The organism is Undibacterium pigrum, from assembly GCF_003201815.1.
In the GTDB taxonomy this organism is placed as follows: Bacteria; Pseudomonadota; Gammaproteobacteria; order Burkholderiales; family Burkholderiaceae_D; genus Undibacterium; species Undibacterium pigrum.
In genome coordinates this window covers 160,818-184,270 of the sequence record NZ_QJKB01000005.1, presented here as the reverse complement: position 1 = coordinate 184,270, position 23,453 = coordinate 160,818, and the positions used below count along the sequence as shown (strand labels likewise).

Genomic DNA, 23,453 nt, shown 5'->3' with positions numbered 1-23,453 from the left:
TACAAAACTCCACCCCTATGCCGAGCTTGCCCTGAAAGGGATGAGTAAATCCCCAAGCAAGACATGCACCCCTGCACACCGTTTTCAGGTATATTCCCACCTCTTCGCCTACACTCCCCAAGCCAGATGTCCGCTCATCGTAAAAATCTTGATGGTTTTGCCATTTCGCTTATGCTTTTGCTTTGCCTGTGCTGGGGTTTGCAGCAGGTGGCTGTCAAGCTGGCTGCGCCAGTGATTGGTGCCACTATGCAACTGGGCTTGCGGTCGGGGCTGGCGGCGGTATTGGTATTGTTATTGATACTTATCAAAAAGATTCCATTTTCCCTGCGTGACAAACATGTCTGGCCTGGTATTGCGGCGGGTGTTCTGTTTGCCATCGAATTTTTATGCATATCGCTGGGTTTGAAATACACGACGGCTTCACATATGTCGGTGTTCTTGTATACCGCCCCTATCTTTACCGTGCTGGGCCTGCACTGGCTGATACCGGCTGAGCGTTTGCAGTCAACACAGTGGCTGGGTATCCTGTCGGCCTTTGCTGGCGTGGCAGTCGCTTTCTCTGGTGCCTTGTTTGATACATCAGGCAGCAGCCAGCGTGATATGGCTGATATGCTCATCGGTGACAGCTTTGGCGTGGCGGCAGCCGTGTTGTGGGCAGCAACGACGATTACCATACGCAAGTCCAGCCTGTCTGAAGCTGAACCAACGACCACGCTGTTTTACCAGTTGGCGGTAGGCGCGGCGATCTTGCTGGTATTTGTCATGTTGCGCGGCGAGAGCCTGCCCACGCAATGGGATATGACCAGCATCGTCAGTCTGTTTTTTCAGACGGTGGTGATTGCCTTTGCCAGTTACCTGACCTGGTTCTGGTTGATGCGACGTTATCTGGCTTCGCGTCTTTCTGTCTTTTCTTTCCTGACACCCTTGTTCGGCGTTGCCGCTGGTGTCATTCTTATGCACGATCCCATTAGCCCGCGCTTTGCGCTGGGTGCAGTGCTGGTCTGTGGTGGTATTGTATTGGTGAATTTCCGTCGGACATAAAGCATGCGTCTTCTTTACTCCCTGGTATGGGGTCTTTCCCTGCCGTTTGCCCTGTTCCGCCTCTGGTGGCGTGGCCGCCTTGAGCCAGGCTATCGCCAGCATATAGGCGAGCGTCTGGGTTTTTATCCGGCTTATGCAAACATTCCAACGATCTGGGTGCACGCCGTCTCTGCCGGTGAAACTCGTGCGGCAGAACCGCTGATACGCGCCCTGCTGGCACGTTGCCCTGAGCACCGCATCCTGCTGACGCACATGACCGCCACCGGACGTGAAACTGGCGGCAAGCTGTTTGCCGATGTAGGCCCGCGGCTGCAACAGGCGTTTTTACCCTATGACATCAACTGGATGATCGTACGCTTCCTGCGGCATTTTTCGCCGCAACTATGCATACTGATAGAGACAGAAGTCTGGCCCAACCTGATCGCCCAGTGCCAGGAAAAGTCCATACCGGTGACGCTGGTAAATGCTCGTCTGTCAGAAAAGTCTTTACGCAAGGCCCAACGCCTGGCTTCGCTGATCTTGCCTGCGGCACGTGCCATCAGCAGCGTGGCAGCGCAATCGAATCCTGATGCCCTGCGCCTGCATGAGCTGGGCATAGAGCAGCCGGGTGTCACTGGCAATATGAAGTTTGATGTGACGCCGCCACCATTGATGGGTGAGCGCGGTGCAGCCCTGCGCCGCAGCTTTGGTGAGCGCCAGGTGATCCTGTGCGCCAGTACCCGTGATGGCGAAGAAGAACTGATACTGCAAGCCTTTGTCGAGCAAGTCCCTTTACTGCAAACCAACCCCCTGCTGATCATCACGCCACGCCACCCGCAACGCTTTGATCATGTGGCCAGCCTGCTGGAATCGCATGGCATCAGGTATCTGCGCCGCTCCAGCCTGAACCATGAAGAGATCGCCCCCATAGGAACAGACATACAGGTCATACTCGGTGACAGCATGGGTGAGATGTATATGTACTATGCCGCCTGTGATATCGCCTTTGTTGGCGGCAGCCTGGTGCCGCTGGGTGGACATAACCTCATCGAAGCCTGCGCCATGGGCAAGCCTGTGCTGACGGGTACGCATACCTTTAATTTTTCTGAAATCACCGAGCAGGCGATTGCCAGCGGCGCAGCTTTCCGCGTTGATGGCGCACTCAGTCTGTTCCAGCAAGCGCATTCCTTGCTGGCAGATGAAAAACAATGCCAGCGCATGGGTGCAGCAGCCTATACCTTCTTCCTGCAGCACCAAGGGGCGACTGCGCGCACCATGCAGATGCTGGAGAAGTATTTATAAATTACTGCTGCCTATCGGGGCCATACCTGCAGGTGCGACTCTGTCCAGTATCTGTAGTGTGATTTCAAAATCAAAGACTTGCAGCGACAGCGCAAACTCGTCTGCCCGCGCCCCCAGCACCTTGCGCATGTCGCGCTGGTGGATATTGAAATAATCCAGGGCTTCGCTGTCCGAGTCTTCCAGATACTGGCGCAGCGTGGCAAATAGCTGGGCTATTTCTGCTGCATCAGCATCCTTGGCTTGCGGTTCAATTTTAACTGCTTCTTTCTGTGCTTCCTTCTCTGCCTCTTTCTCCGCCTGCTCTTGCAAAGCCTGCTTCAGGGCATCAATCAACTCAGCACTGACAGCGCTGAATTTTTGTATCAGCGCCTCATTTTCTTCTGATTTTTCTATCGCCAGTTCCAGCTCGGTTGATACGGCTGCCAGCGCCGTTGCACCGATATTGCCAGCAGCACCGCGCATGGTATGTGCTTCGCGTTCTGCGGTGCCTCGGTCTCCTTTTTCCAGTGCCAGCCTGATCTTGTCTGGCGTGGATGCGGCGCTGTCGACAAAGATTTGCAACAGGCGCAGATACAGGTCAAGATTTTGACCGCAACGGCGCAAGGCAGGAGCAACATCAACGCCTGGTATGGTCAGATCATGTTGCGGCACTTCTGCTTTCGCAGGCTCAGCTTTGCTTACTGGCGCTGCTGTTTTCGCTGGCATCGCTGCGGCTGGCGGCTGGCTGCCGGTATTCACAGGTACATCGATCTGATAATCAGGCATGCGGTGACCACACCAGCGGCTCAGGGTTTCAAAGAAGCTGTCCGGGTCTATGGGTTTGGCGATATGGTCGTTCATGCCGGTATCAAGGCAGCGCTGGCGCTCTTCATTCATGGCATGGGCGGTCATGGCGATGATGGGCAAGTCCAGCCATTCCGGGTAAGAGCGGATCACGGTGGTGGCAGCATAGCCATCCATCTCAGGCATTTGCAAATCCATGAGCACGATATCGTAAGGGTTGCCATGGTTGAGCTTGTCGATGGCGATGCGGCCATTGTCTGCCACGTCAACGATGATGCCTGCCTCAGTCATCAGTTCTGCGGCAATTTGCTGGTTGATGTGATTGTCTTCTACCAGCAAGACACGCATGCCTTCAAAGCGGCAATCACTACGGTGTTCAGCAGCGGTATTGACTGGTGTTTCCAGCGTGTCGGCACGGATGCGTAACAGAATTTCCAGCAAGCCTGCCATGCCCGTGGGTTTGGACAGGTAAGCAACTGGCGCATATGTCCTGGCCTGCATGGTGGTTTCATCAAAGTTCATGGTGGTCAGCATGACCACTTGCGGCGCTTCCTTACCCATGCTGGCGGCGATGGCATGCATGGTGGCGGCACCATCCATGTCAGGCATATGGGCATCGAGCAGCAGCAAGTCATAGGGGTGACCATGTACCCGAGCCTCGCTCAACATATGCAGTGCCAGCTTGCCGCTGCTGGCGGCATTCACGGTCAGGCCCAGTTGTTGCCCCAGTTTTTGCAAATGCTGACGTGCCACATCATGGTCATCAACGACCAGCAGTCTGAGGTTTTGTATATGCGGCGGCAACTGCGTCAGCGGCGCAGCAGTGGCAAAGGCAAACCAGCAATTGAAGTGGAAAGTGCTGCCCACACCCACCTGACTTTCTACCCAGATAGAGCCACCCATGAGTTCCACCAGGTGCCGCGATATCGTCAGGCCCAGGCCCGTGCCGCCATATTTGCGCGTGGTTGAACTATCGGCCTGGGTGAAGGCCTGGAACAGGTTTTGTTGCTGCTCCTCAGTCATACCCACACCAGTATCCTGCACGCTGAACTGCAGTTGCACCTTGTCGACTTCTGCCTGCACCTGCTTGACGAGGATAATGACCGAGCCCTGGTCAGTAAACTTGATGGCATTGTTGACCAGGTTGGTAATGACCTGCCCCAGACGCAAGGGGTCACCGCGCATGCTATGCGGCACATGGGTGTCGATATCAAACACCAGCTCTATATCTTTTTCTGCGACCTTATGGCTGACGATGGTGGCAACGTCATCAATGACATCCGCCAGTACAAATTCAGCAGATTCAATATCGAGCTTGCCTGCTTCTATCTTGGAGAAATCAAGGATGTCATTCACCACTCCCAGCAAGGACGTACCGGCGCTGTGGATTTTATCGATATAGTCACGCTGCTTCAAAGTCAGACGGGTTTTCTTGGCCAGGTGCGAAAGACCGATGATGGCGTTCATCGGCGTGCGGATTTCATGACTCATATTCGCCAGGAAATAAGACTTGGCAACCGTGGCCTGCTCGGCTTGTTCCTTGGCTTCGCGCAGCTCATCTTTTTGCAGATAGGTTTCGGTTTCATCTATCCAGAAACCATTCCATATCCAGTCACCATTGACACGCTTGGGTGCCACGGTTTGCGAGCGCAGCCAGCGTACCTTGCCATCGACCAGGACGCGCTGATGGAAGTTGCTGGAAGTGCGGCCATCTACTGCCCGTTTCAGACAGGCTTCGGCGGTTTCCCGGTCCTCTTCCAGCGTCGTGCGCCAGCGCGCAGACTTGTCGGCCAGGATATCAGCGGCGGGCACGCCCATGACGTTTTTGACGTTCTCGCTGACATAGGCATATTCCCTGTGCCCATCAGGCCGTTCGCGGAACTGGTAGACCGACAATGGCAAGACGTCGGTCAGATCAGTCAGGCGCTTGCGCTCCCTGTCAGCCTCTGCGGTTCTTTGCCTGACCAGTTCTTCCAGCAGGCTTTGCTGGTCAGAAAAACGCCCTACTCTCCAGCGATAAATCGCATAGATCAGGGCCAGCAAAACCAGGCTGACAATAATCCTGAACCACCATTCCATCCAGAATGGTGGCGTGATGGTGATCAGCAGACTGGCACCTTCATCATTCCATTCGCCATCCTTGGTCGCTGCCCTGGTTCTGAAAATATATTCTCCTGACCCAAGGTTGGTGTAATTGGCGGCGCGGTGGGTGCCATCTATCTCTACCCAGTCTTTATCAAAACCATCAAGCTTGTAGGCATAGCGATAATGCAGGGGGTCAGAATAATTCAGGGCTGCAAATTCTATCGACACTACGCTATGTGTATAAGACAGGGTAATCGATTTGGCATCCGAGATATTGCCATCCATCTTGACACCCAGGGGCAATTTACCGCCACGCACCGACTGATTGAAAATCAGGAAATCAGTAATCGTCGTTACTGGCTTATTGGTATTGTCGCGGATGGCAGCTGGATAAAACCAGGCCATACCCTGAAAGCCGCCAAAGTACAATGCGCCATCGCTATCCCGGTAACTGGCACCTACCGTGTAGGTGCCATCGATCAAGCCATCGTCAGCAGAATATTTTTTCACTGCCTTGCGGTCTGGCCCCAGCTTATACAGACCACCATCGGTACTGATCCACAGATTGCCGTTATCATCCTCGGCAAAACCGGCAGTTGCATCATTGCCTAGCCCGCCGCCATAACGGATGAAACTGATCTTGCCATCTGCCCCCTGCACCATCTGGTTCAGGCCACTGGCAGTACCCACCCAGATCACACCAGCCTTGTCTTCATAGACAGCATAAACGCGGCTATGGCTGAGACTGTTGGGATTATCCGGTTCATGACGATAATGCTCAAAGCGGCCCGTGCTACGGTCCAGTTTATCGAGGCCACCAAAGGTACCTGCCCAGAAGCGGTCACGACGGTCAAACAACAGCGACACAACGCGGCCATGACTGAGGCTGTCGCTGTCTTTGGGATTGGACATATAGCGACGGAACTTGCCGTCCTGCATGAGATTGAGGCCATCATCACTGGCCACCCACAAGTTACCCTGCTTGTCATACGCCAGGGTATGCACGATGCTGGAACTGAGACTGTCAGGCTTTTTGGGGTCATTCTGGAAATGCGTGGCACGTTCCGTGACGGGATCAAACAGGTTCAAACCATCTTGCGTACCCACCCAGAGCTTGCCATCGGGTGCCAGCTTGAGCGCCCTGATCTTGCTATTGCTGAGGCTGTCTGCCCGGTTGGCCTGGTGATGGTAGGCACGTATCTGGCCGCTGGCTTTTTCCAGCCGGTTCAGGCCATCGCCAGTACCTATCCAGATCACATCATCCTTGCTGGTAATGGCAGAAACGGTATTGTTGCTCAGGGTTTTTGCTTCGCCCGGCAAATGCAGCAGGCGCTCAAAGCCACCGCTGGCCAGACTGGTGCGGCTGGCACCGCCCAGCCAGGTGCCTACCCACAAGGTGCCGGAACGGTCTTGCAACAAGCGAGTGACGCGGTTGTCAGCCAGGCTATGCCTGTCGCTGGCATGATGGCGGTAGGAAGTGAACCTCCGGACTTCGGGATTCCAGCGCTTGAGGCCATCATCCGTGCCTATCCAGAGTATGCCGTCGCGGTCTTCGAGCAAAGAAGTGACAGGGCCGGGATCAAGGCCATCGGCTTGGCCCAGGCGGCGTTTGCTGGTGCGTTCCTTGTTCCATACTTCAAGACCGGCTGCCGTGGCTATCCACAAATTACCCTGTTTGTCATTAAGCAGACTTTGTACATTATTGTGACGCGGGTCGGGCTTAGAGTCATTGTCGAGGCGGAAATTCTCAAACACAGTCTTGCCGCGATACATGACACTCAAACCAGCGTTTGTGCCTACCCACAAATTACCCTCTTTATCGAGGCTCAGGGCATTCAACTGATCGCTGGCGATACTGGCGGGGTCTTTGTCATCATGGCGCAAAATCTGGAAACGCCCGCTGTCAGGATCAAAATGCGCCAGCCCATCGCCGGTCGCCAGCCATAACCCGGCCGCACTGTCGCTGATGATAGCCTGTATCTGATTGCCGCCAGAACTGCGGATATCTGCCAGATTGGGTTTATACCTGACCATGGTCTCGGTCGCCATGTCATAGCGATGCAGGCCGCCATTGCGCGTGCCTACCCAGATCCTGCCCTTGTCGTCCTGATGCAGGGCCCATACCCAGTTATCTGCCAAGCTGTCCGGGCGGTTGGGGTCATGGCGGAAAAAGACTACCTTGGCACCGTCATAGCGATGCAGGCCGCCCTGGGTACCAAACCACATATAGCCCTGACGGTCTTGCAGCATGGATTGCACCGATTCATGCTGGAAACCCTGGTCGCGCCCGACTTGCTCAAAGCGCAGGCTTTGTACGCTGGCCGCAGAAACTGGCAGGCAAAAGCCCAGGGAAACAAAACACAGCAGGCAGAAAAAAGCGAACAACAACTGAGGGTTTAGGTATCGCCCGGCCACACTGTCCTGCCTCATTTATCTTTCCTCTGAATATACTTGTTTTTTTAAGTGAGGACTTACGCAAAACCGCCCCAGCTGCGTTGCAGCGCCTAGCCGTACTAAAAAGTACTGTCTTCGTCGCTACGCCTTGCTGGGACAATTTTGCGTAAGTCCTATAAGTTAAGTATATGTTATTCAGACATCAATAAAACACAGATATATCTTTCCAACCATCAGATTTTTACAGTTTGTAGCGAATTGTCGGTAATTCGCGAAATTGCAGCCAGGATGACAAGGCCTGGTGATGCAGGATTTACCAGAGAAATTGCAAAGTACTCATATTGTTTGCAAAAACATATATCCATACAGCAACTTCGTTAGCGAATTTTTTGTACTGGAAAATCGCACCTTGTCATATCAGCATCAGAGACTATCAAGCAAGTTTCAGCTCAACTTCAGGCATTTTTGGCGCAAATTCCGGCAAAAACCGGATGACCGCTTCCCCCACAAAAACCACACTGTTTTTCGGGCAATTTTGGCTTGGTAATTTTGCTACGTCTGGTCTGGCAATTTGTTTTTATCTTGAAGCCGCTCAAGAAAAAATCTGCTGACGAGGTTTATAATGGAGGCATCCGACATCAGGATGGCAGGCACCTCAGTGCCCGGTTTTCAATTGAACAATGTTGCTTTGACAGATAGTTTTTTATTGAGCAATGCCATCCTGTTTCCTCCCTATAACACAGCCCCTGAGCTTGCGCCCGGCAGCCATTTTCCATGAATGATTTGCTGGTCCAGACTGTTGGGCTGTCAGATTTATCTCAGCAACAAGTAACAAAGAAAAAACTTCTTCATATGAACGCAAACGAAAAAATTTTAGGATTGACGGAAATGTCTCCTCAGGAAATCTCCCTCGATGTCTTGCTGGAAAAATATGCCAAAGGCGATGAAGTCACCATCCATGATGTGCAGTCTCGTGTTGCCAAAGCACTGGCCAGTGTAGAACAGCCAGACTTCCAGGCGTATTACGAAGAAAAATTCTTGTGGGCGCAAAAGAATGGTTTTGTACCGGCAGGCCGCATCAATTCTGCCGCTGGCATGGACTTGCACGCAACCCTCATCAATTGCTTCGTACAACCGGTAGGTGATTCTGTTTCCAGCGCCACCGATGGCAAGCCTGGTATTTATACGGCCCTGGCAGATGCCGCAGAAACCATGCGTCGCGGTGGCGGTGTAGGCTATGATTTCTCCACCATACGCCCCAAGGATGCACTGGTACGCGGCACGCGTTCACGCGCTTCTGGCCCTGTGTCTTTCATGCAGGTCTTCAATGCATCATGCTCAACAGTTGAATCTGCCGGTGCGCGTCGCGGTGCGCAGATGGGCGTCTTGCGTGGTGACCATCCTGATATCCTTGAATTCATCCGTTCCAAGGATCAGGGCGGTTTGACCAACTTCAATATCTCCATCGGTGTTACCGATGAATTCATGGAAGCTGTGGCCAAGGATACAGAATACTGTCTGGTCCACAAAGCGGAACCTGGTGAAGACAAGAAAGAAGCCGGTGCCTACCAGCGTGAAGATGGCTTGTGGGTCTATCAAACAGTGCGCGCGCGTGACCTGTGGGATGAGGTCATGAAATCGACTTACGACCATGCAGAACCGGGCATCCTGTTTTTGTCGCGCATGAATGCAGAGAATAATCTCTACTATTGCGAAAAGATCGAAGCCACCAATCCATGTGCAGAACAACCACTGCCTGATTATGGCTGCTGCTGCCTGGGTTCCATCAACCTGACACGCTTCATCAAGGGTGCATTCACTGATGCTGCCGAATTTGATTTCACTGCATTTGAAGCTGTCGTAACAGTAGCAACACGCATGCTCGACAATGTGCTCGATGCTACAGCCTGGCCTTTACCTCAGCAAAAAGCTGAAGCCATGTCCAAGCGTCGCGTCGGCCTGGGCTTCCTCGGTCTGGGCAGCAGCCTGGTCATGCTGGGCCAGCGTTATGATTCCGACGCCGGTCGCGCATTCGCACAAAAAGTATCTGAAGTCATGCGCGATGCAGCCTATCTGGCATCGGCAGAACTGGCGAAAGAAAAAGGCCAGTTCCCTCTGTTTGACAGCACAAAATACCTGTCCGGTACTTTCGCCAAACGCCTGCCTAAAAATGTACGCAATGCGATTTCCAAACACGGCTTGCGCAATTCCCATTTGCTGTCCATTGCCCCTACCGGCACCATCACCCTGGCCTTTGCTGACAACGCATCGAATGGTATAGAACCGGCTTTCTCCTGGGTGTATAACCGCAAGAAGCGCATGGCGGCGGGCGATCCAAAAATCTATGAAGTGGCTGACCATGCATGGCGCCTGTACCGCCATCAGGGCAATGACGTATCTGACGACAGCAAACTGCCAAAACAGTTTGTCACTGCATTGAATATGTCTGCCAGCGACCACATGAAAATGTTGCAGGTCGTGCAGCCTTACATTGATTCTGCGATTTCCAAAACCGTTAACGTACCGGCAGATTATCCTTACGAAGATTTCCAGAACCTGTACATGGATGCCTGGCGCGCTGGCCTCAAAGGCCTGGCAACCTATCGCCCGAATAATATACTCGGCAGCGTCCTTTCTGTCTCTACTGAGCCAGCACCAGAAGTCAAGCAGATACCTGACGATGACCTGCTGCGCAAACAATTCGATGGCCGTCCATTTGGCGACCTCGAATCTGTCACTTCCAAAGTGCAGTACATGACGTATGAAGGCAAGAAAACTGTCTACCTGACAGTCAGCTTCATCCACATAGACGGCATGGTCGGTGGTGAGCGCGTGACTATTGAACGCCCGTTTGAATTCTTTATGCCTGCGGGCCAGAAGAATGACGGCCAGCAATGGATATCCGCCAGCATGCGCTTGCTGTCCATGGCTGCGCGTTCAGGCGGTTCCATCGCCAAGGCACTGGCAGACATGCGTGAAGTGGTGTGGGACAAGGGTACGGTACGCTGCGGTATGATCACCAAGGACGATGGCTCACAGGCACCGCTGTTCCATGAGTCAGAAGTCGCCGCCATCGGTTACTCGCTGCAACGCATACTGATGAAACGCGGCTTCCTCGACGCCGCTGGTAACCAGATCCCTATCACCGTGCTGGCAGAAAAGTTCAAGCAAAGAAGCCACCACTACGGCATGGACGACCTGGCCTATGAAGGCGAAAACGCAGCCCCCATCAGCTATATCCCCACCGGCAAAAAATGCCCGGATTGCGGCGCACATGCCCTGCAAAAAATAGATGGCTGCAGCCGTTGTGTTTCTTGTGGCTATGTTGGTGCTTGTGGTTGATATTTGCGGGAAACTTTTAAGTGAGTGAAGCTACGAAATTCTGAGCCGACTGCTCTTGTAAATTTCAGCCCAGATTGCGCTTCAAAGGCATTAAATAGAATGGGAAGTTCGAATTTTCGAACTTCCCATTTTTTATTTTAATCAAAGTATTCAAGTCAGGCAGTGAGGCAATTGATGTTTCACCAGACAATTGCACACACGAATCAACCCTGTTTTCGCTTAGCAGCTGATTTACCCCTTCTGGTTCAATTAACCACGCAAGCCCAGAGGGCTATCAGTATTCACTGGCAAACACAATAGAACCAATTGACTACATGTCATTATCTTAAATACATGCAATAATGGCATTCCACGGCTGAATGTCATATCCGTTTATCCGTAATCGTATCCCTCGCGCTCACCTGGGGAACCAGTGTTGAGTCCGCATCACCACTATTAACTCCTCCTAGGGTTCCTGCATGAAACCGAGATGGCAACCGATTCCTCTTCCGGGCGACATCGCCCCCTATGGCGATTCCGCCTTGCAACCCTACCTCGACAAGGGTAAAGCTGTCGTCGTTGCTGGCGGACCTTTGGGTCTGTCACTCATCAAGGTAAATGCGAATCCCTACCTGATGACGCCGATCCAGGCCCAGTCACGCATCACCGGATTCGCCGTGCATTCGGGCGAGCTTTTCTTGCAGGACGGGCCAGTATTGAGTCGATGGGAGCTCACCAACGGCACCTGCGTGGCCGCCATCAACTTGCTCAATCCCAAGCTTGCATGGAAACTCGCTGACGGCGCGGTGAACTGGAGCAAGCTGCACACGCTTGATAATGCGCAAACCGAAACGAAACTCGCACTGGCGCATGCACGCCGCAAGGCCGAATGGCTCACGCTGCTTGAAAACTGCGAAGCATTCCAGCGCGATACCTCCGCACCGCGCACGCCTGACGAACAGGCAAAGCTGCTCGCGATGATCGCCGACCTGGCGCAACTCGTCGGTGCAAACTGTGGCCAGATTCGCGCCCAGTTGGCCGCAGCCGAGGAGGCCGCAGCACAAATGATTTTCTCGGCGCCGGTAGTCCGCACTCATCAGGTGGCAGCAAAGGCTGGCGCACTGGTCTATGTGATAGGCCGTGACGGAACTCTCCATCCGCTTGATGACAAGCTGCAGCGCATGGGTACCGCCCGTCATGACAACAGCGCACGGCCCGCGCTTGCGATGATAGAGTCAGAAACCGAAGCCCATAGCGACGAATTTGCGTGTCGCCTTTTCTACGTGACTGGAGAAGGTCTGGTGCGCGAGATTGAAGGCAATTCATTGCCGCCTGCGGTCAAAGGTGAATGGAGAGCCCGCGGGCGCTCCAGCCTGCAGCCCGGCATCAGACCACGTATAGACTCTGGCATGCTCTGGGGAAACGATGCGCAAGAGACCGGGGTGTTTGCGCTACCTGTAGATGAACCAGGTTCAGCATCACGTATCAAGCTTACACAGGGTGAAGAATGGCGCTGGCTGGAACTGCCCAAAAAAGGGCAGCTCGCGCTTGTTTGCACCGATACCTCATCGCGCCTGATCTCGTTCGCCAAGAGTAATGTCACGCCTGAACGATGGGGCGCACGTAAAGACAGCACGCCGCATTACAGCAGCTTCCTCGAAACTGAGGGCAGGCCTCTCATGGTCGCTGAATTCGATCGAGAACCCCGCCAGCCTGGTGGCGCCCTGAGCTTCAGGGTACTGGTTGCAAACAACGTGGATGCAGCCGACCAAAGGGCGGTCGCCTGGTATCCACCACCAGCAGAAAGTATACGCAATGGCACGCTGGAAGCGTTTTCCCCGGCAGCCAAACCTCCTGTGAGCATACGCACTCAGGTGACGATTTCCATGATCGATGCGTATATGATTGCGCGGGACAGCAGCACACGCGAGCAATTGCTTGCGCTGCTGGCAGACGGCGCGACATCCTGGCACTCGCACAAGGAAAAAATTCTGAAACCCTATGCAGATGCTGCCGCGGCAGGCGCCGCATTAGGCGAACTGCCGCTGCCACCAATGGCTGGCAAACACGCCCTCTATTCCTACCAGGTAGGTGCCGCTGTCACCAGCGAGGATGCTGAAAACGCACGCAAGGTACTGGAGCGCATGCGCGATCTTGCAAGTCCGGTAATCGTGCGTGTTATCTACACATACTCGGAGGAAGCCTGGGGCGGTACAGAAGTCAACCACAGATCGCACCCTCTGGCGAACGAGCGCATAGAACTTCAATTTAGCAATGGCGACCGCATAAGTACAAGTACCGATGCAAATGGCGACGCCGCCCTCCCGTTCTCGCGACTGGGATTCACCGTCACATCCGCCTCCGCCGCTCCCCGGGCGGTCGACTCCAGAGCACGTTCCTTGACCACCGAGCTTAAGGGCAGGACAGGTAACGAAATCATCATTTATTACGTTAAACCGCTTGATACAGGCGGCGGCCGCTTCCCGAGGAAACTTTCATGACCACTACTATTGCTGCACTCCCCACACCCGAGCGCCTTGGCGAACTATGGCGTTTCGATGGCTTTGGCACACTCTCGCCGCAACAACCCCTGGTTGTCGCAGGTGACCGTCTACTCGGCGTTGCGGGAAGCACACTGTTCGCGATCGACATCTTTCGTGGTAAAGAACCCGTGCCCGATGCACAGGTTGCCGAGCCGGGTTTTCCTTACACGTTCAAGTCGCATTACGGTGATGACCCTTATCTTGTCGCGGCGGCAGGCGTTGTGTATTTCATGGATGGTGAAGAACTTACTGCATTGCGCCTGGCTGATGGCCAGCCATTGAAGAAGCGTAACAAGAAAGGCGACTGGGAACTCTGGGAAGCGCCGCGGCTCTCACAGGTCAGCGGCCTGGTCGCCGCAAAGGACAAAATCATCGCCGTGCATATCGGCGATTCGGGTAACACGGAAGTTTCCGGTTTTGTGGCCGTCAACGGCGAGCCTGCATTTGGCCCGCTTGTCATCAGTGACCTGAGTCCCGGCACTGTCAGCTATGGCGAAGGCGCAGTATTCTTCGTGGCCGACGGCAAGCTGCACGCAGTCAACGTCGATTTTGGCGATGACAGGTTCAAGTACACGAAAGGCGGAATTTCTTCAGAGCCCCTGCATGCAAACGTGAAACCCTGCGTTGCCCGGGACGTCGTCATCGCTGCCAGCTCGTCGCTGCATTTCTTCGATGTCAAGACAGGTGCTGAAGTGTTTTCGGCCATTAAGCCCACGAATGCAAATGATGTATGGTTGTCGCCAGTGCTGGCTGAAAAAGCAGGCCTGTTCATCGCAAGCAATAGCAGTGAAGTAATTGCAGTACGCACCACGGATGGCAGCGTCGCCTGGCGCACCAGGCTCAACAAGCCCGGTTTGCCATCGCTGCTTGCAGGCCGAGTCATGGTGACCTCAGATAATCGCAGGATGCTCTCGACGCTACTATTGTCTACCGGCGAGATAGAACGCCGTATGGAACTTCCCGAAATCGCGGGTGATCATTCACCTGTCGTCGCGAACGACACGGTGTTTATTCCTGACGTTGGCGGCTCGCTTGAAGCGCGGCCTTTTGCGCGCCAGCATGCCGCACTGTTCGACGGTATCAGTTCCTGTATAGATATACAGGCAGATGGCAAGCAGTTCGACTTTGGCATGGAAGACTTCAGTATCGAAGCGTGGATACGTTCCAGCGAAGGTGGCGAGATCGTCTCCAGCCACGTCACAGAGGCTGACTCAAAAGAACATGGTTTTCGTCTTAACCTTGGCGAAAACGGTGAATTGCGCGTCGCGATCGTCGATGCAACAGCGAAGCGTGTGCATGCAGGCCGCACGCGCGAAACACATGCCAACGATGGCGAGTGGCATCACATTGCGCTGATACGGCGTGACCAGACACTGCTCGCGCTGCTTGATGGCAAGTCGCTGGACGTGTTCTTCCGCGACGATTCGCAGGCAGGCCTCTCTATCGGTGGCAAGAGCGCGCTCACTATCGGTGCGGCGCGGCCTTCAGCAGGCAAACCGGCAGAACAGCATTTCAACGGCCTGATCCGCGAATTGCGTATCTGGGACCGCGCACTCGACGTCGCTACCGTACAAAACAACCGTCACGTGGCGCTCACTGGCAATGAACCGCGGCTGAAAGGCCTGTGGACACTGTCAGAAAAGCATCTTCCTGGCAGGGAAACACCAGTAGTCAATGCCGTCGCAAGACACGCCAGCAAAGCAATTTTTAAAAATGCGGCCTCGACACCCACCGACCTCACACTCGACAATGCCGGCTTCCCATATCTGTTGCATGAAGTGCAGAGTCACTGGCCTTATGCTGGCACCTGGGCTGCACGCGGCCAGCAACCGGTAGATACAGCGGCAGCGCTGACAGGCGGTGCAATTGCATTTGGCACCAGCAACGCGCTATACGGCGTTCGTCGCGCCGATGGACGCCGGATGTGGCAGATCGACATGCCAGGTGCAGCTTCAGCACCAGTGGCAGACTCAGGTCGCTTTTTCGTATTGACCAGCGATGATGGTCTTATCGGCGTCAATGCGGTGAGCGGTGAATACGCACGCATCGATGCGTTCGCCGGGTTCATGAAACCGACCAATGCGCAGCTCGCCGCGCCAGCCGTCACACAGACACATCTTGCGGCAGGCACGCCTGCTGGTGAAATTCGTATCATTGACCGGCTCGCTGTACCTGCCGGCGTTCGCAATATTTCTGTATCGGCTGCGGTACGCCAGTTGACACTCGGCGACAAACATCTGTTCGCCTTATGTGGTGCACCGGGCGCACTCAAGATGGTCAGCATCGATCTGGCAAGTGGCAACCAGGCGAGTACGCCAGTAAGCGCAGATGCCTACGCAGCGAGCCGCGAATGGCTGTTCTGCGTGCGCGACGCCAAACTCACACGTGTTGCGGCCGATAATGCTGCTGTGGTTCTGCAGACCAATGCCGCTGTCAATGGCGCGATAAGCGGGATCGCCGCCAGACTGGACCGCGACCTTGTCGTCGTAGGAACCGACAAGGGCGAAGTCTACGGATTTGCCATCTCTGACCTGGCGCTACGCTGGAGCGTGAAGTTGCCAGCAAGTCACACACTCAAAACGCATGAAGCTCATTCGGTTTATGCGCCGGTGTTCGATGCCGCCGGACGTGTTTGCTGCACAACAAGCTCGGGAACGATTGCCATTCTCGATCCTGTGACAGGCGCGCGCGTCGGCCTGTATTTCAATAACCAGGGCATAGTAACGCCTGCTGCATTTTCCGCCGCCACGGCTTACTATGGCTGCGCCGACGCGGTTGATGCTGACGCCTTCAGAGACGGCGCGCTACACAGCGTCGTCTTCGGCGACACCATGGTGCTGCGACTCGGGCTCAATGAACTGGGCATGCCTTCCAAGGCAGAACCTTATGCCATGGTCGATATTCCAGCGGTTGATGCTGCAAAACACACCCTGCATTTGATGGACCCTTCCTTCAGTTGTATCGAAGCCTGGGTCAACGTGCCGGATGCGCAAGTAGATTCCAAACGACGGCCAGGTGGTGGTGTGCTGGGCATATGCCCGACACAAAACGGCGAGTTTGACGTCAATCTCGAAATCGATGAAGACGGTACGTTGCACTACCACGCACGCTCTCTGCAACGCGGCAAGTGGAAAATGCTGAAGCTGAGTGCAGATGCCAAACTGAGTGACGGCAGCTGGCATCACATCGCTGTCTCACGCTCGACCGAGCAGTCGGCGATCATCTATATCGACGGCGTGGCCGTGCCAAATTTGACCAGCACCCTGGTCGAGGAAGCACCATCGCACACCTCACCTGGCCTGAAAGCCTTCATCGGTGCGGCAGCAGGCCCGAATCTGGACGCGGTGCGCCCCTTCTGCGGCATGATCGCGGATGTACGTGTGTGGGACACCTATCTCAAGCCTGCGGAAATTGCGGCACGCATGCACGTAAAGCTGCGCGGCAGCGAGCCTGACCTGCTGGCCTTCTGGAACTTCGACCGTCAGAACGTCAATGACGCTGGTGTCGACCATCACCACGGCACGGTCGTTGGCGCGGGCCAGGACCCGGTCTGGTGGTTGTCAGATCTGGTTTTCGAGAAACCCTCGTATCCTTACGTTTCAACCCAGGCGAGCATAGTACGCAATGTCGCTGGCGAGCCCAAGACCTACAAGATGACTTGCAAGGTACACCGTGCCGACGGCACTGGTATGGCAGGGCAAGCGATGAACCTGTGGTATGTGCGTAATCGTGACGACCAGCCTGAATCGGTTCTATTCAATTCAGACGGCATCACCGGCTCGCGATCAGCAGAGGAACCCGAACCGGGCGTAGCTTCGCCAGATGGCAAGCAACGTGTATTCTCGGCGACCACGGGCAACGACGGAACAGTTTCCTTCTTCGTGACGCCCTCACGCGTGGATCACACACCAGCCATTGACCTGCGTGCAGGTTTCATGGCGAGTTATGAACGCTTCCACGTCAACGTCCTGATGGACGAACAGATGCTGGTGCCAGCAACACCACCCACGCTCAGCGTACAAAGCAAGCTGATCCAGGACTATGCCTATACCAGTGGCAACAAGATCGACGAGAGCCGCGATCGTTCGACCTGGAGAACAGTAATCCGCGTTACCAACCCTGACGGTGGGGTCGTGATCGGTGAACCTGTATCCTTGTGGGGTGACGAGCAAACCACCGTGCAGGTTGCGGGCCGCTCGTATGCGATCAACAAAGAGAACAGTGCAGAGCTCACGACCGACAGCCAGGGCGAAGTCATCATCATCTCTGATGCATCAGCCTTGACTGCGCCCATCCTGATGGCACGGGCTGGCTTCATGCACAGGAATGACCGGGTAGTGATCGCGGCCGATCAGGAGTTGCACCGCAAACTTGCCAACGTGCGCGGTTCTGACTTTATGGAAAAGCGCACCACGCGATGGAAACCAGGCATGAAAGAAGGCGATGGTGAAGCCTTGCTCGCGCCAGACTATGCGCCGCATGCAGACAAGGTGGCCAATGCAATCACGACTGTAATGGCATCGGCAAAACCAGTTGATCCGGCTGCGTCCAAGGAGCCGCGCGGCGATGCGCATATGCTGCGTTCAAAAGCACGCAAGCAGGCCAAGCGAAATCTGCATGGTGCTGAAAGAGCACTTTTTGATGCGCAGCCTATGCGTCAACCACAGCGCGCTGCAGGCAGCGACCGCGTCGCGACCTTCCGCACCATAACGCACGTACCTATGCAGCAGGCGCTCAATCCCGAAGCGACCCGTGCAGCGCTCAAATCCAATCTTGGATTTGTGTTTGAAGCCGTCAACGACCCGCACGGCAATCAGGGTCTGCGCTTTGAGATGCTTGAAACGCAGGCAGAGGTAGACGAGGAACGCGGCGAGGCGACTCCTGAACGCGTGTTGCTGCGTGGTTTTTTCGGCGACCTGTGGGAGGGTATCAAGGATGTGGCAACGGATATCTATGAAGGTGCCGTGAAAATCGTGGTCTCCATCGCCGATACAGTCGAACTCGCGATCACCAAGATGGTCGATGGCGTGCTGAGCGTGGTCCATACCGTCGTTAATTCGGTGGTCGAGGCGGCCAATGCTGTCGCGGGCTTCTTCGAGCAAATCGGCGTGATGATCATGAAAGCGATCGAGTTCCTGCGCGCCCTCTTCAACTGGAAGGCGATTATCGAAGCAAAGAACATCATCAAAGGTGTCATTGAACTGAGCCTTGACGCCACCAAGCGCGCCATGTCACCCGCAAAACTTGAGGCTGCATTTCTGCCTCTCATAGACGCGATTGCGGTCAAACCGAAGATGAGGAACGAGAGTGTGAATGGAGGGGCGGCTAGCGCAGGAGAATGCGACTCGCCAGCTTTCAATGAATCGCGCGGTGTGCAGGGGCAGATGGTGATACAAAAGTCGCGGGAAAACCCGGTTACCGGTGTGACTTCAGCCGGGCCAACTATCGCCGTCAGTAGCGAAAGTCCTTTCGACGATCTGATCAGCAGCATTCCGTCATTGATTTCCGGCTTGCTCGACACATCGCTTTCCGAGATGGTGGACAAACTTCTCGCTGCCCTGAAGAAAGGCGCAGAGACGAGCATCCGGCTAATGATCAAGGAGCTCACTGCTGTGAGTGGCGCGCTGATCGAAGGACTGGACTGGATAATGAAGATTCTGAAAACAGAAATCAGGGTTCCCTTCCTCAGCGATTTGTACCGATGGATCACAGGTTCGGAACTATCACTCCTCGATCTGGTCTGTCTCGGCCTTGCTGTGCCAGTGCATATAGCACATCTGGTCGTCACGACGCTGTCAGGCCGGATGAGCACTTTTGCTGAAGACAACAGGGGCCTCGTTGAGAGCATGAAGCGTGCCGAACAGGGCAAGGCACCGCGCACCTTACGCAAGACTACAGGTTCTCTACAGCTGTCCGTCGTACCCAAAGAACCATATGAAATGGACACGTCCAGCGAAACTTTAATCATCGTGCTGCGCTCGATCAATCTCATCTCCGGCCTGGCATCCGACGCTCTCTTCACCAAGAGCGTGAGCTCAGGTGGTATCGGCGCGGCGTCACAGGGCGAAGCACGTGTGCGCGGAATGATGAAAGTGCTAAAGGGCGCGACTGGAATAGCCGCTTCCAGTTTGCAGACTTTCAAGTGGACGCCAGCATTCAACGACCGAATGGAGAGCGGACTGAGCCCCGAAGCTTGGGGGATTGTCAAACCTAAAGAGTGGATGACGTGTAGTGTTTTCAGCGTACTGGTCGTGGGTGACGCAATCACGTTGCTCGGCGGTGTCTGGCAAGTCCTGAGTCCGCCTGTCCCTCAGCAATTGGGCGAGCTAGGCGGGATCGCTGGTAGTTGGCTCGACAAGAAAGAAGCCATGATTGCCAAGTGGGCGCCTGTTGCATGCATAGCCCTGCTTGTCGCACGGACTATAATTTACCATCAAGCGATGACCGTTCTTGAACAGGATAAGGCACACGAGAATCTCAAGATGCAAACGCGTTTGTATTTTATCCGGGACGTCTCCATGATCGTGGCGCGCATGCCCTGGTTCATGTTCACCCAGACAGGCGCGAACTGGTTCCGACAGTCGACTGGCGGTGCCGCGACGGCAATCTACGCAGTAGTGACTGGCGTGCGCGCGTTGGCAAGCGGTACTGCGCTGGTAACGCACAGTTTGGCTAGTTTGAAATACGGTAACGAGGATTAGGTGAGTGCTGATTTCCGGGCGGTTCCTCTTTTCTCGATAGGGGAGCCGCCCGGTCCATTCAAATCAAAGAAAGTAGATACGACTTATTCAAAAGTAGAGATTACTAATAAACAAAAATCCTGGAAGGTAATTTAGATAAGCAACTGCTCTCTGAAGAACTGATCAAGGAAATCACTAAACCTGCACAACTTGTGATTACGTGACTAAGCGTGCAGGCAACCAGAAAAGCAATTGCAAAAGCCGTTCAGTTGAAAATTGAACGGCTTTTCATACGTTTGATGTGGAGCCATGAATTTTATTAAAAGCCTCGATATCCATCTTGCCGATCAAAACATCGTAAACGTAAGAATTAGCTGACGACGCAATATCTTCCGTCAATATATATTCCAGATACGCAATCGCAAAAAGAGCAGATGATTTTTTCAGCGCATTTAAATCCTCAATGTTTTCTTTCGACAACAACGAAAATGAAGCAACGCTAGCTTTTTCAGCTTCTCTCAAACTTCTTGGCAATTTTCTCTCGACAAATTCTTTAAGTGCGGGGTAAAGCATTGTCATTAATTTCTACTCCAGTTTCATTTCTTCAAGCATTAAGTCTGCAGGTATTTGCCAGCCAGATCGAATAACAAATTTGTCTGGGGATGCGCGTTTGCTCCAGTGATCAGTGCCAGCTTAAGTGCCAGCTCATCACCTTCTTTCAGCTTGCGATAAGACACACCAGTCAGGCGCAATGCCTTAAAAGATGCAGGTAACAAAGCGACACCTTTTCCGGCGGCAATGTCACTTAGCAGGACATGATGGTCATTCGGTTCCAGCAAGAAACGAGGCGCAAAATGGTGACGCCTGAAAATCTCATGGCAGTAATCAAAAAATGCCGGCTGGCGCGCTCGCTCAAAGTGATATACAGGCTCGCTGGCGATATCAGCCAATGACAATTGCCGGCGGTTGGCCAGTGGATGTTTGCTGGATATTGCCACCATCATGGGCTGCTGGCCCAGCGACTGCACAGGAAAATCCAGCGTCCGGGTCGGCATGGCTATCACGGCGGCATCAATACGCCCGGCCTTGATCGCCGCGACCAGCTTTGGTGAATTATCGTAAGTAAGTTCTACAGACATGCCGGGCAAGGCAATTGCCAATGCCTCAGTTAACTGGCTGAAACTGCCCGCTTCTACCGAGGTCGTCAGGCCCAGACGTAGTTGGGATGGTTCAACCAGGCTGCTCATGAAAGTCTCAGTGTCATCCAGCATCGCCAGTATGGCCAGTGCGCGTGGCAGCAAGAGTTTGCCAGCACTTGTCAGTTGTACGCTTTGCGTATCACGCAAGAACAATTTGACGCCCAGGCGCTGTTCCAGGTTTTGAATCGCCCGCGATAAAGGTGGCTGCGTGATATGCAATTGCTCTGCCGCCAGACGAAAGTTAAGTGTCTGTGCAGTGACTGCAAATATCTGCAATAAGTGGGTATTGATTTTACTCATGCAAAAAAGGTATCACGTATTTGGTAATTCCACAAATGCCTTGTACTGCTTAGTCTGTCGTTTTCACTCAACACAAGGAAAGCATCATGGAACAAAGAAAAATAGGCCGCAGTGGTATGTCAGTTTCCGCCATGGGACTGGGTTGCATGGGCATGTCTGAATTTTATGGCGATACTGACGACGCCAGTTCACTCGCTACCCTGGAAGCCGCCTTTGAAGCTGGCGTCACTTTATTTGATACTGCCGATTCGTATGGCATGGGAAAGAATGAAGAACTGCTGGGGCGCTTTATCAAGGGCAAACTCAAGGGCAAGGGTAAAGCTGACAAGCTGCGTATCGCCAGCAAGTTTGGCCTGGTGCGCCAGGAAGGCCGTTACGAACGCAGGATAGACAACAGCCCTGAGTATATCCGTACAGCGGTTGAAGCTACTTTACGCAGGCTGGGTATTGAAGCCATCGATCTTTACTACATACACCGGCTGAACCTTGATACGCCACTGGAAGCATCCATAGGTACTTTGAGCGACCTGGTAGCTGAAGGCAAAGTACGTGCGATTGGTCTGTGTGAAGTGTCGCCAGCAACTTTGCGTCAGGCGGCGGCGATTCACCCCATCGCCGCGGTACAAAGCGAATACTCGCTCTGGACCAGAGACCCTGAAGCTGGCGTGCTGCAGGCTTGCCGTGAAGTTGGTGCCAGCTTCTTTGCCTACAGCCCTCTGGGACGCGGCTTTTTAACCGGAAGCATCAATGGTAAGAGTAGTCTGGGCCAGGGGGATTTCCGCATTTTCAACCCGCGCTTCTCGGACGAAAATCTATCGCATAATCTGGCAATTGTTGAAGTCATCAGGCAATTCTCTCTGGAAAAATCCTGCACTCCTGCGCAACTGGCACTGGCCTGGTTGCTGGCGCAGGGCGAGGACATCATTCCTATTCCCGGTACCAAACGCATCAGCTATCTGCATGAAAACCTGGCAGCGACTCAGGTGTCACTCAGCAAGGCCGACCTGGATAAAATTTCTCAGGCATTGCCACCGGGCATGGCGGCGGGAGAACGCTATACCGAGGAAGGCATGAAAGGCCTGAATGCGTGATAGTGAATAGCTAAGCCAGCGCTTTTGGGGTAGTGAATAGATCCATAGGGCATTCCTGGACAAGGGCAGGCTACTTTGATGCATAGCCAGTAAAGTAGTCGAATATGCTATTGTCATGATAAGTCATTAGAAATGAGTTCTATTTACAAAGGAATCATATGAAACTATCCCATTCTGTCCTTGCTGCGGCCTCGCTGGCAGTATTCAGCCTGACGCCAGCCTTGCTGGCCCATGCCAAGATAACGCAGCAACTCAGCGCAAAAATCGACGGCAAGGTATTTGAAAGCGACGATGATGGCATCACCTATCTGATACCAACCAAGGGTGTCTTAAATCTGATTGCCGTCACCAAGGGTGCATCTGCCTATCCGCCTCCAAAAACCCTGTCAGACCGCCTGGGCATCATCTGCAGGAATTTTGATGGCAAACCTGTCAAATATCAGGCCAAGGATTTTGGTAACAACGGCTGCGAAGTCAAATTCACCAAGGGCCAAAGCAAGCAACCATTTGGAGAACCTGTCGCTGAATACGATGCGCGCGATGGCAAGAACATGCTGGAGATCACCTCCGTCAGCGGTAAAGTCATCGAAGGCAAATTTTCTTTTGAACTCAGGGACAAGAAAACCAAAGCCATCCTGAGCATCACAGAAGGCACTTTCAAGGCAGAAGACCGTCAGATATAAATTGCTGCGGTATGGCCCGGCACTAAAGCGCCGGGCTTTTTGCTAACAGCAA

The 23,453-nt window shown here is 53.9% G+C and carries 11 protein-coding genes; 8 read left to right on the top strand and 3 right to left on the bottom strand.

The window, feature by feature from the left end:
* Nucleotides 1-126 precede the first annotated feature (126 nt).
* Together DFR42_RS16255 and waaA are read left to right on the top strand one after the other, a co-directional pair.
* Nucleotides 127-1,041: a DMT family transporter gene (locus tag DFR42_RS16255; RefSeq protein WP_110256065.1), complete on the top strand. Its 915-nt coding sequence runs from the start codon at nt 127-129 to the stop codon at nt 1,039-1,041.
* Nucleotides 1,042-1,044: 3 nt separating this feature from the next.
* A complete protein-coding gene (waaA, locus tag DFR42_RS16250; RefSeq protein ID WP_110256064.1) occupies nt 1,045-2,322 on the top strand; it encodes a lipid IV(A) 3-deoxy-D-manno-octulosonic acid transferase in 1,278 nt (425 codons plus the stop codon).
* Here waaA and DFR42_RS16245 read toward each other — a convergent pair.
* Nucleotides 2,317-7,620, bottom strand: a complete 5,304-nt coding sequence (locus DFR42_RS16245; RefSeq protein ID WP_110256063.1) for a two-component regulator propeller domain-containing protein — start codon at nt 7,618-7,620, stop codon at nt 2,317-2,319. The genes waaA and DFR42_RS16245 overlap by 6 nt on opposite strands.
* 305 nt (nt 7,621-7,925) lie before the next feature.
* Between DFR42_RS16245 and DFR42_RS29245 the strand changes: the two genes are divergently transcribed.
* The 4 genes from DFR42_RS29245 (at nt 7,926) to DFR42_RS16225 (ending at nt 20,149) form a co-directional block, all read left to right on the top strand.
* Nucleotides 7,926-8,195, top strand: coding sequence for a hypothetical protein (locus tag DFR42_RS29245; protein ID WP_110256062.1), 270 nt, complete (start codon nt 7,926-7,928; stop codon nt 8,193-8,195).
* 241 nt (nt 8,196-8,436) lie between these two features.
* On the top strand, nt 8,437-10,926 hold the full coding sequence (locus tag DFR42_RS16235) for an adenosylcobalamin-dependent ribonucleoside-diphosphate reductase (protein ID WP_110256254.1): 2,490 nt from the start codon (nt 8,437-8,439) through the stop codon (nt 10,924-10,926).
* Between the two features lie 695 nt (nt 10,927-11,621).
* Nucleotides 11,622-13,406 carry a hypothetical protein gene (locus tag DFR42_RS16230; protein ID WP_146218866.1) on the top strand — a complete coding sequence of 595 codons (1,785 nt, stop codon included), beginning with the start codon at nt 11,622-11,624 and terminating at the stop codon, nt 13,404-13,406.
* Entirely contained in the window at nt 13,403-20,149 is a 6,747-nt protein-coding gene (locus DFR42_RS16225) for a LamG-like jellyroll fold domain-containing protein (RefSeq protein WP_110256060.1), read from the top strand. The genes DFR42_RS16230 and DFR42_RS16225 overlap by 4 nt, the downstream gene beginning before the upstream one ends.
* Nucleotides 20,150-20,416: 267 nt before the next feature.
* Here DFR42_RS16225 and DFR42_RS16220 read toward each other — a convergent pair whose 3' ends face one another.
* A complete protein-coding gene (locus tag DFR42_RS16220; protein WP_110256059.1) occupies nt 20,417-20,707 on the bottom strand; it encodes a hypothetical protein in 291 nt (96 codons plus the stop codon).
* A 32-nt stretch (nt 20,708-20,739) separates the two neighbouring features.
* Nucleotides 20,740-21,627: a LysR family transcriptional regulator gene (locus DFR42_RS16215; RefSeq protein ID WP_110256058.1), complete on the bottom strand. Its 888-nt coding sequence runs from the start codon at nt 21,625-21,627 to the stop codon at nt 20,740-20,742.
* Nucleotides 21,628-21,713: 86 nt separating this feature from the next.
* Here DFR42_RS16215 and DFR42_RS16210 point away from each other — a divergent pair, with 86 nt between their 5' ends.
* Both DFR42_RS16210 and DFR42_RS16205 read left to right on the top strand, forming a co-directional pair.
* Nucleotides 21,714-22,718, top strand: a complete 1,005-nt coding sequence (locus DFR42_RS16210; RefSeq protein ID WP_110256057.1) for an aldo/keto reductase — start codon at nt 21,714-21,716, stop codon at nt 22,716-22,718.
* Between the two features lie 158 nt (nt 22,719-22,876).
* Nucleotides 22,877-23,401, top strand: coding sequence for a hypothetical protein (locus tag DFR42_RS16205; RefSeq protein ID WP_110256056.1), 525 nt, complete (start codon nt 22,877-22,879; stop codon nt 23,399-23,401).
* Nucleotides 23,402-23,453 lie beyond the last annotated feature (52 nt).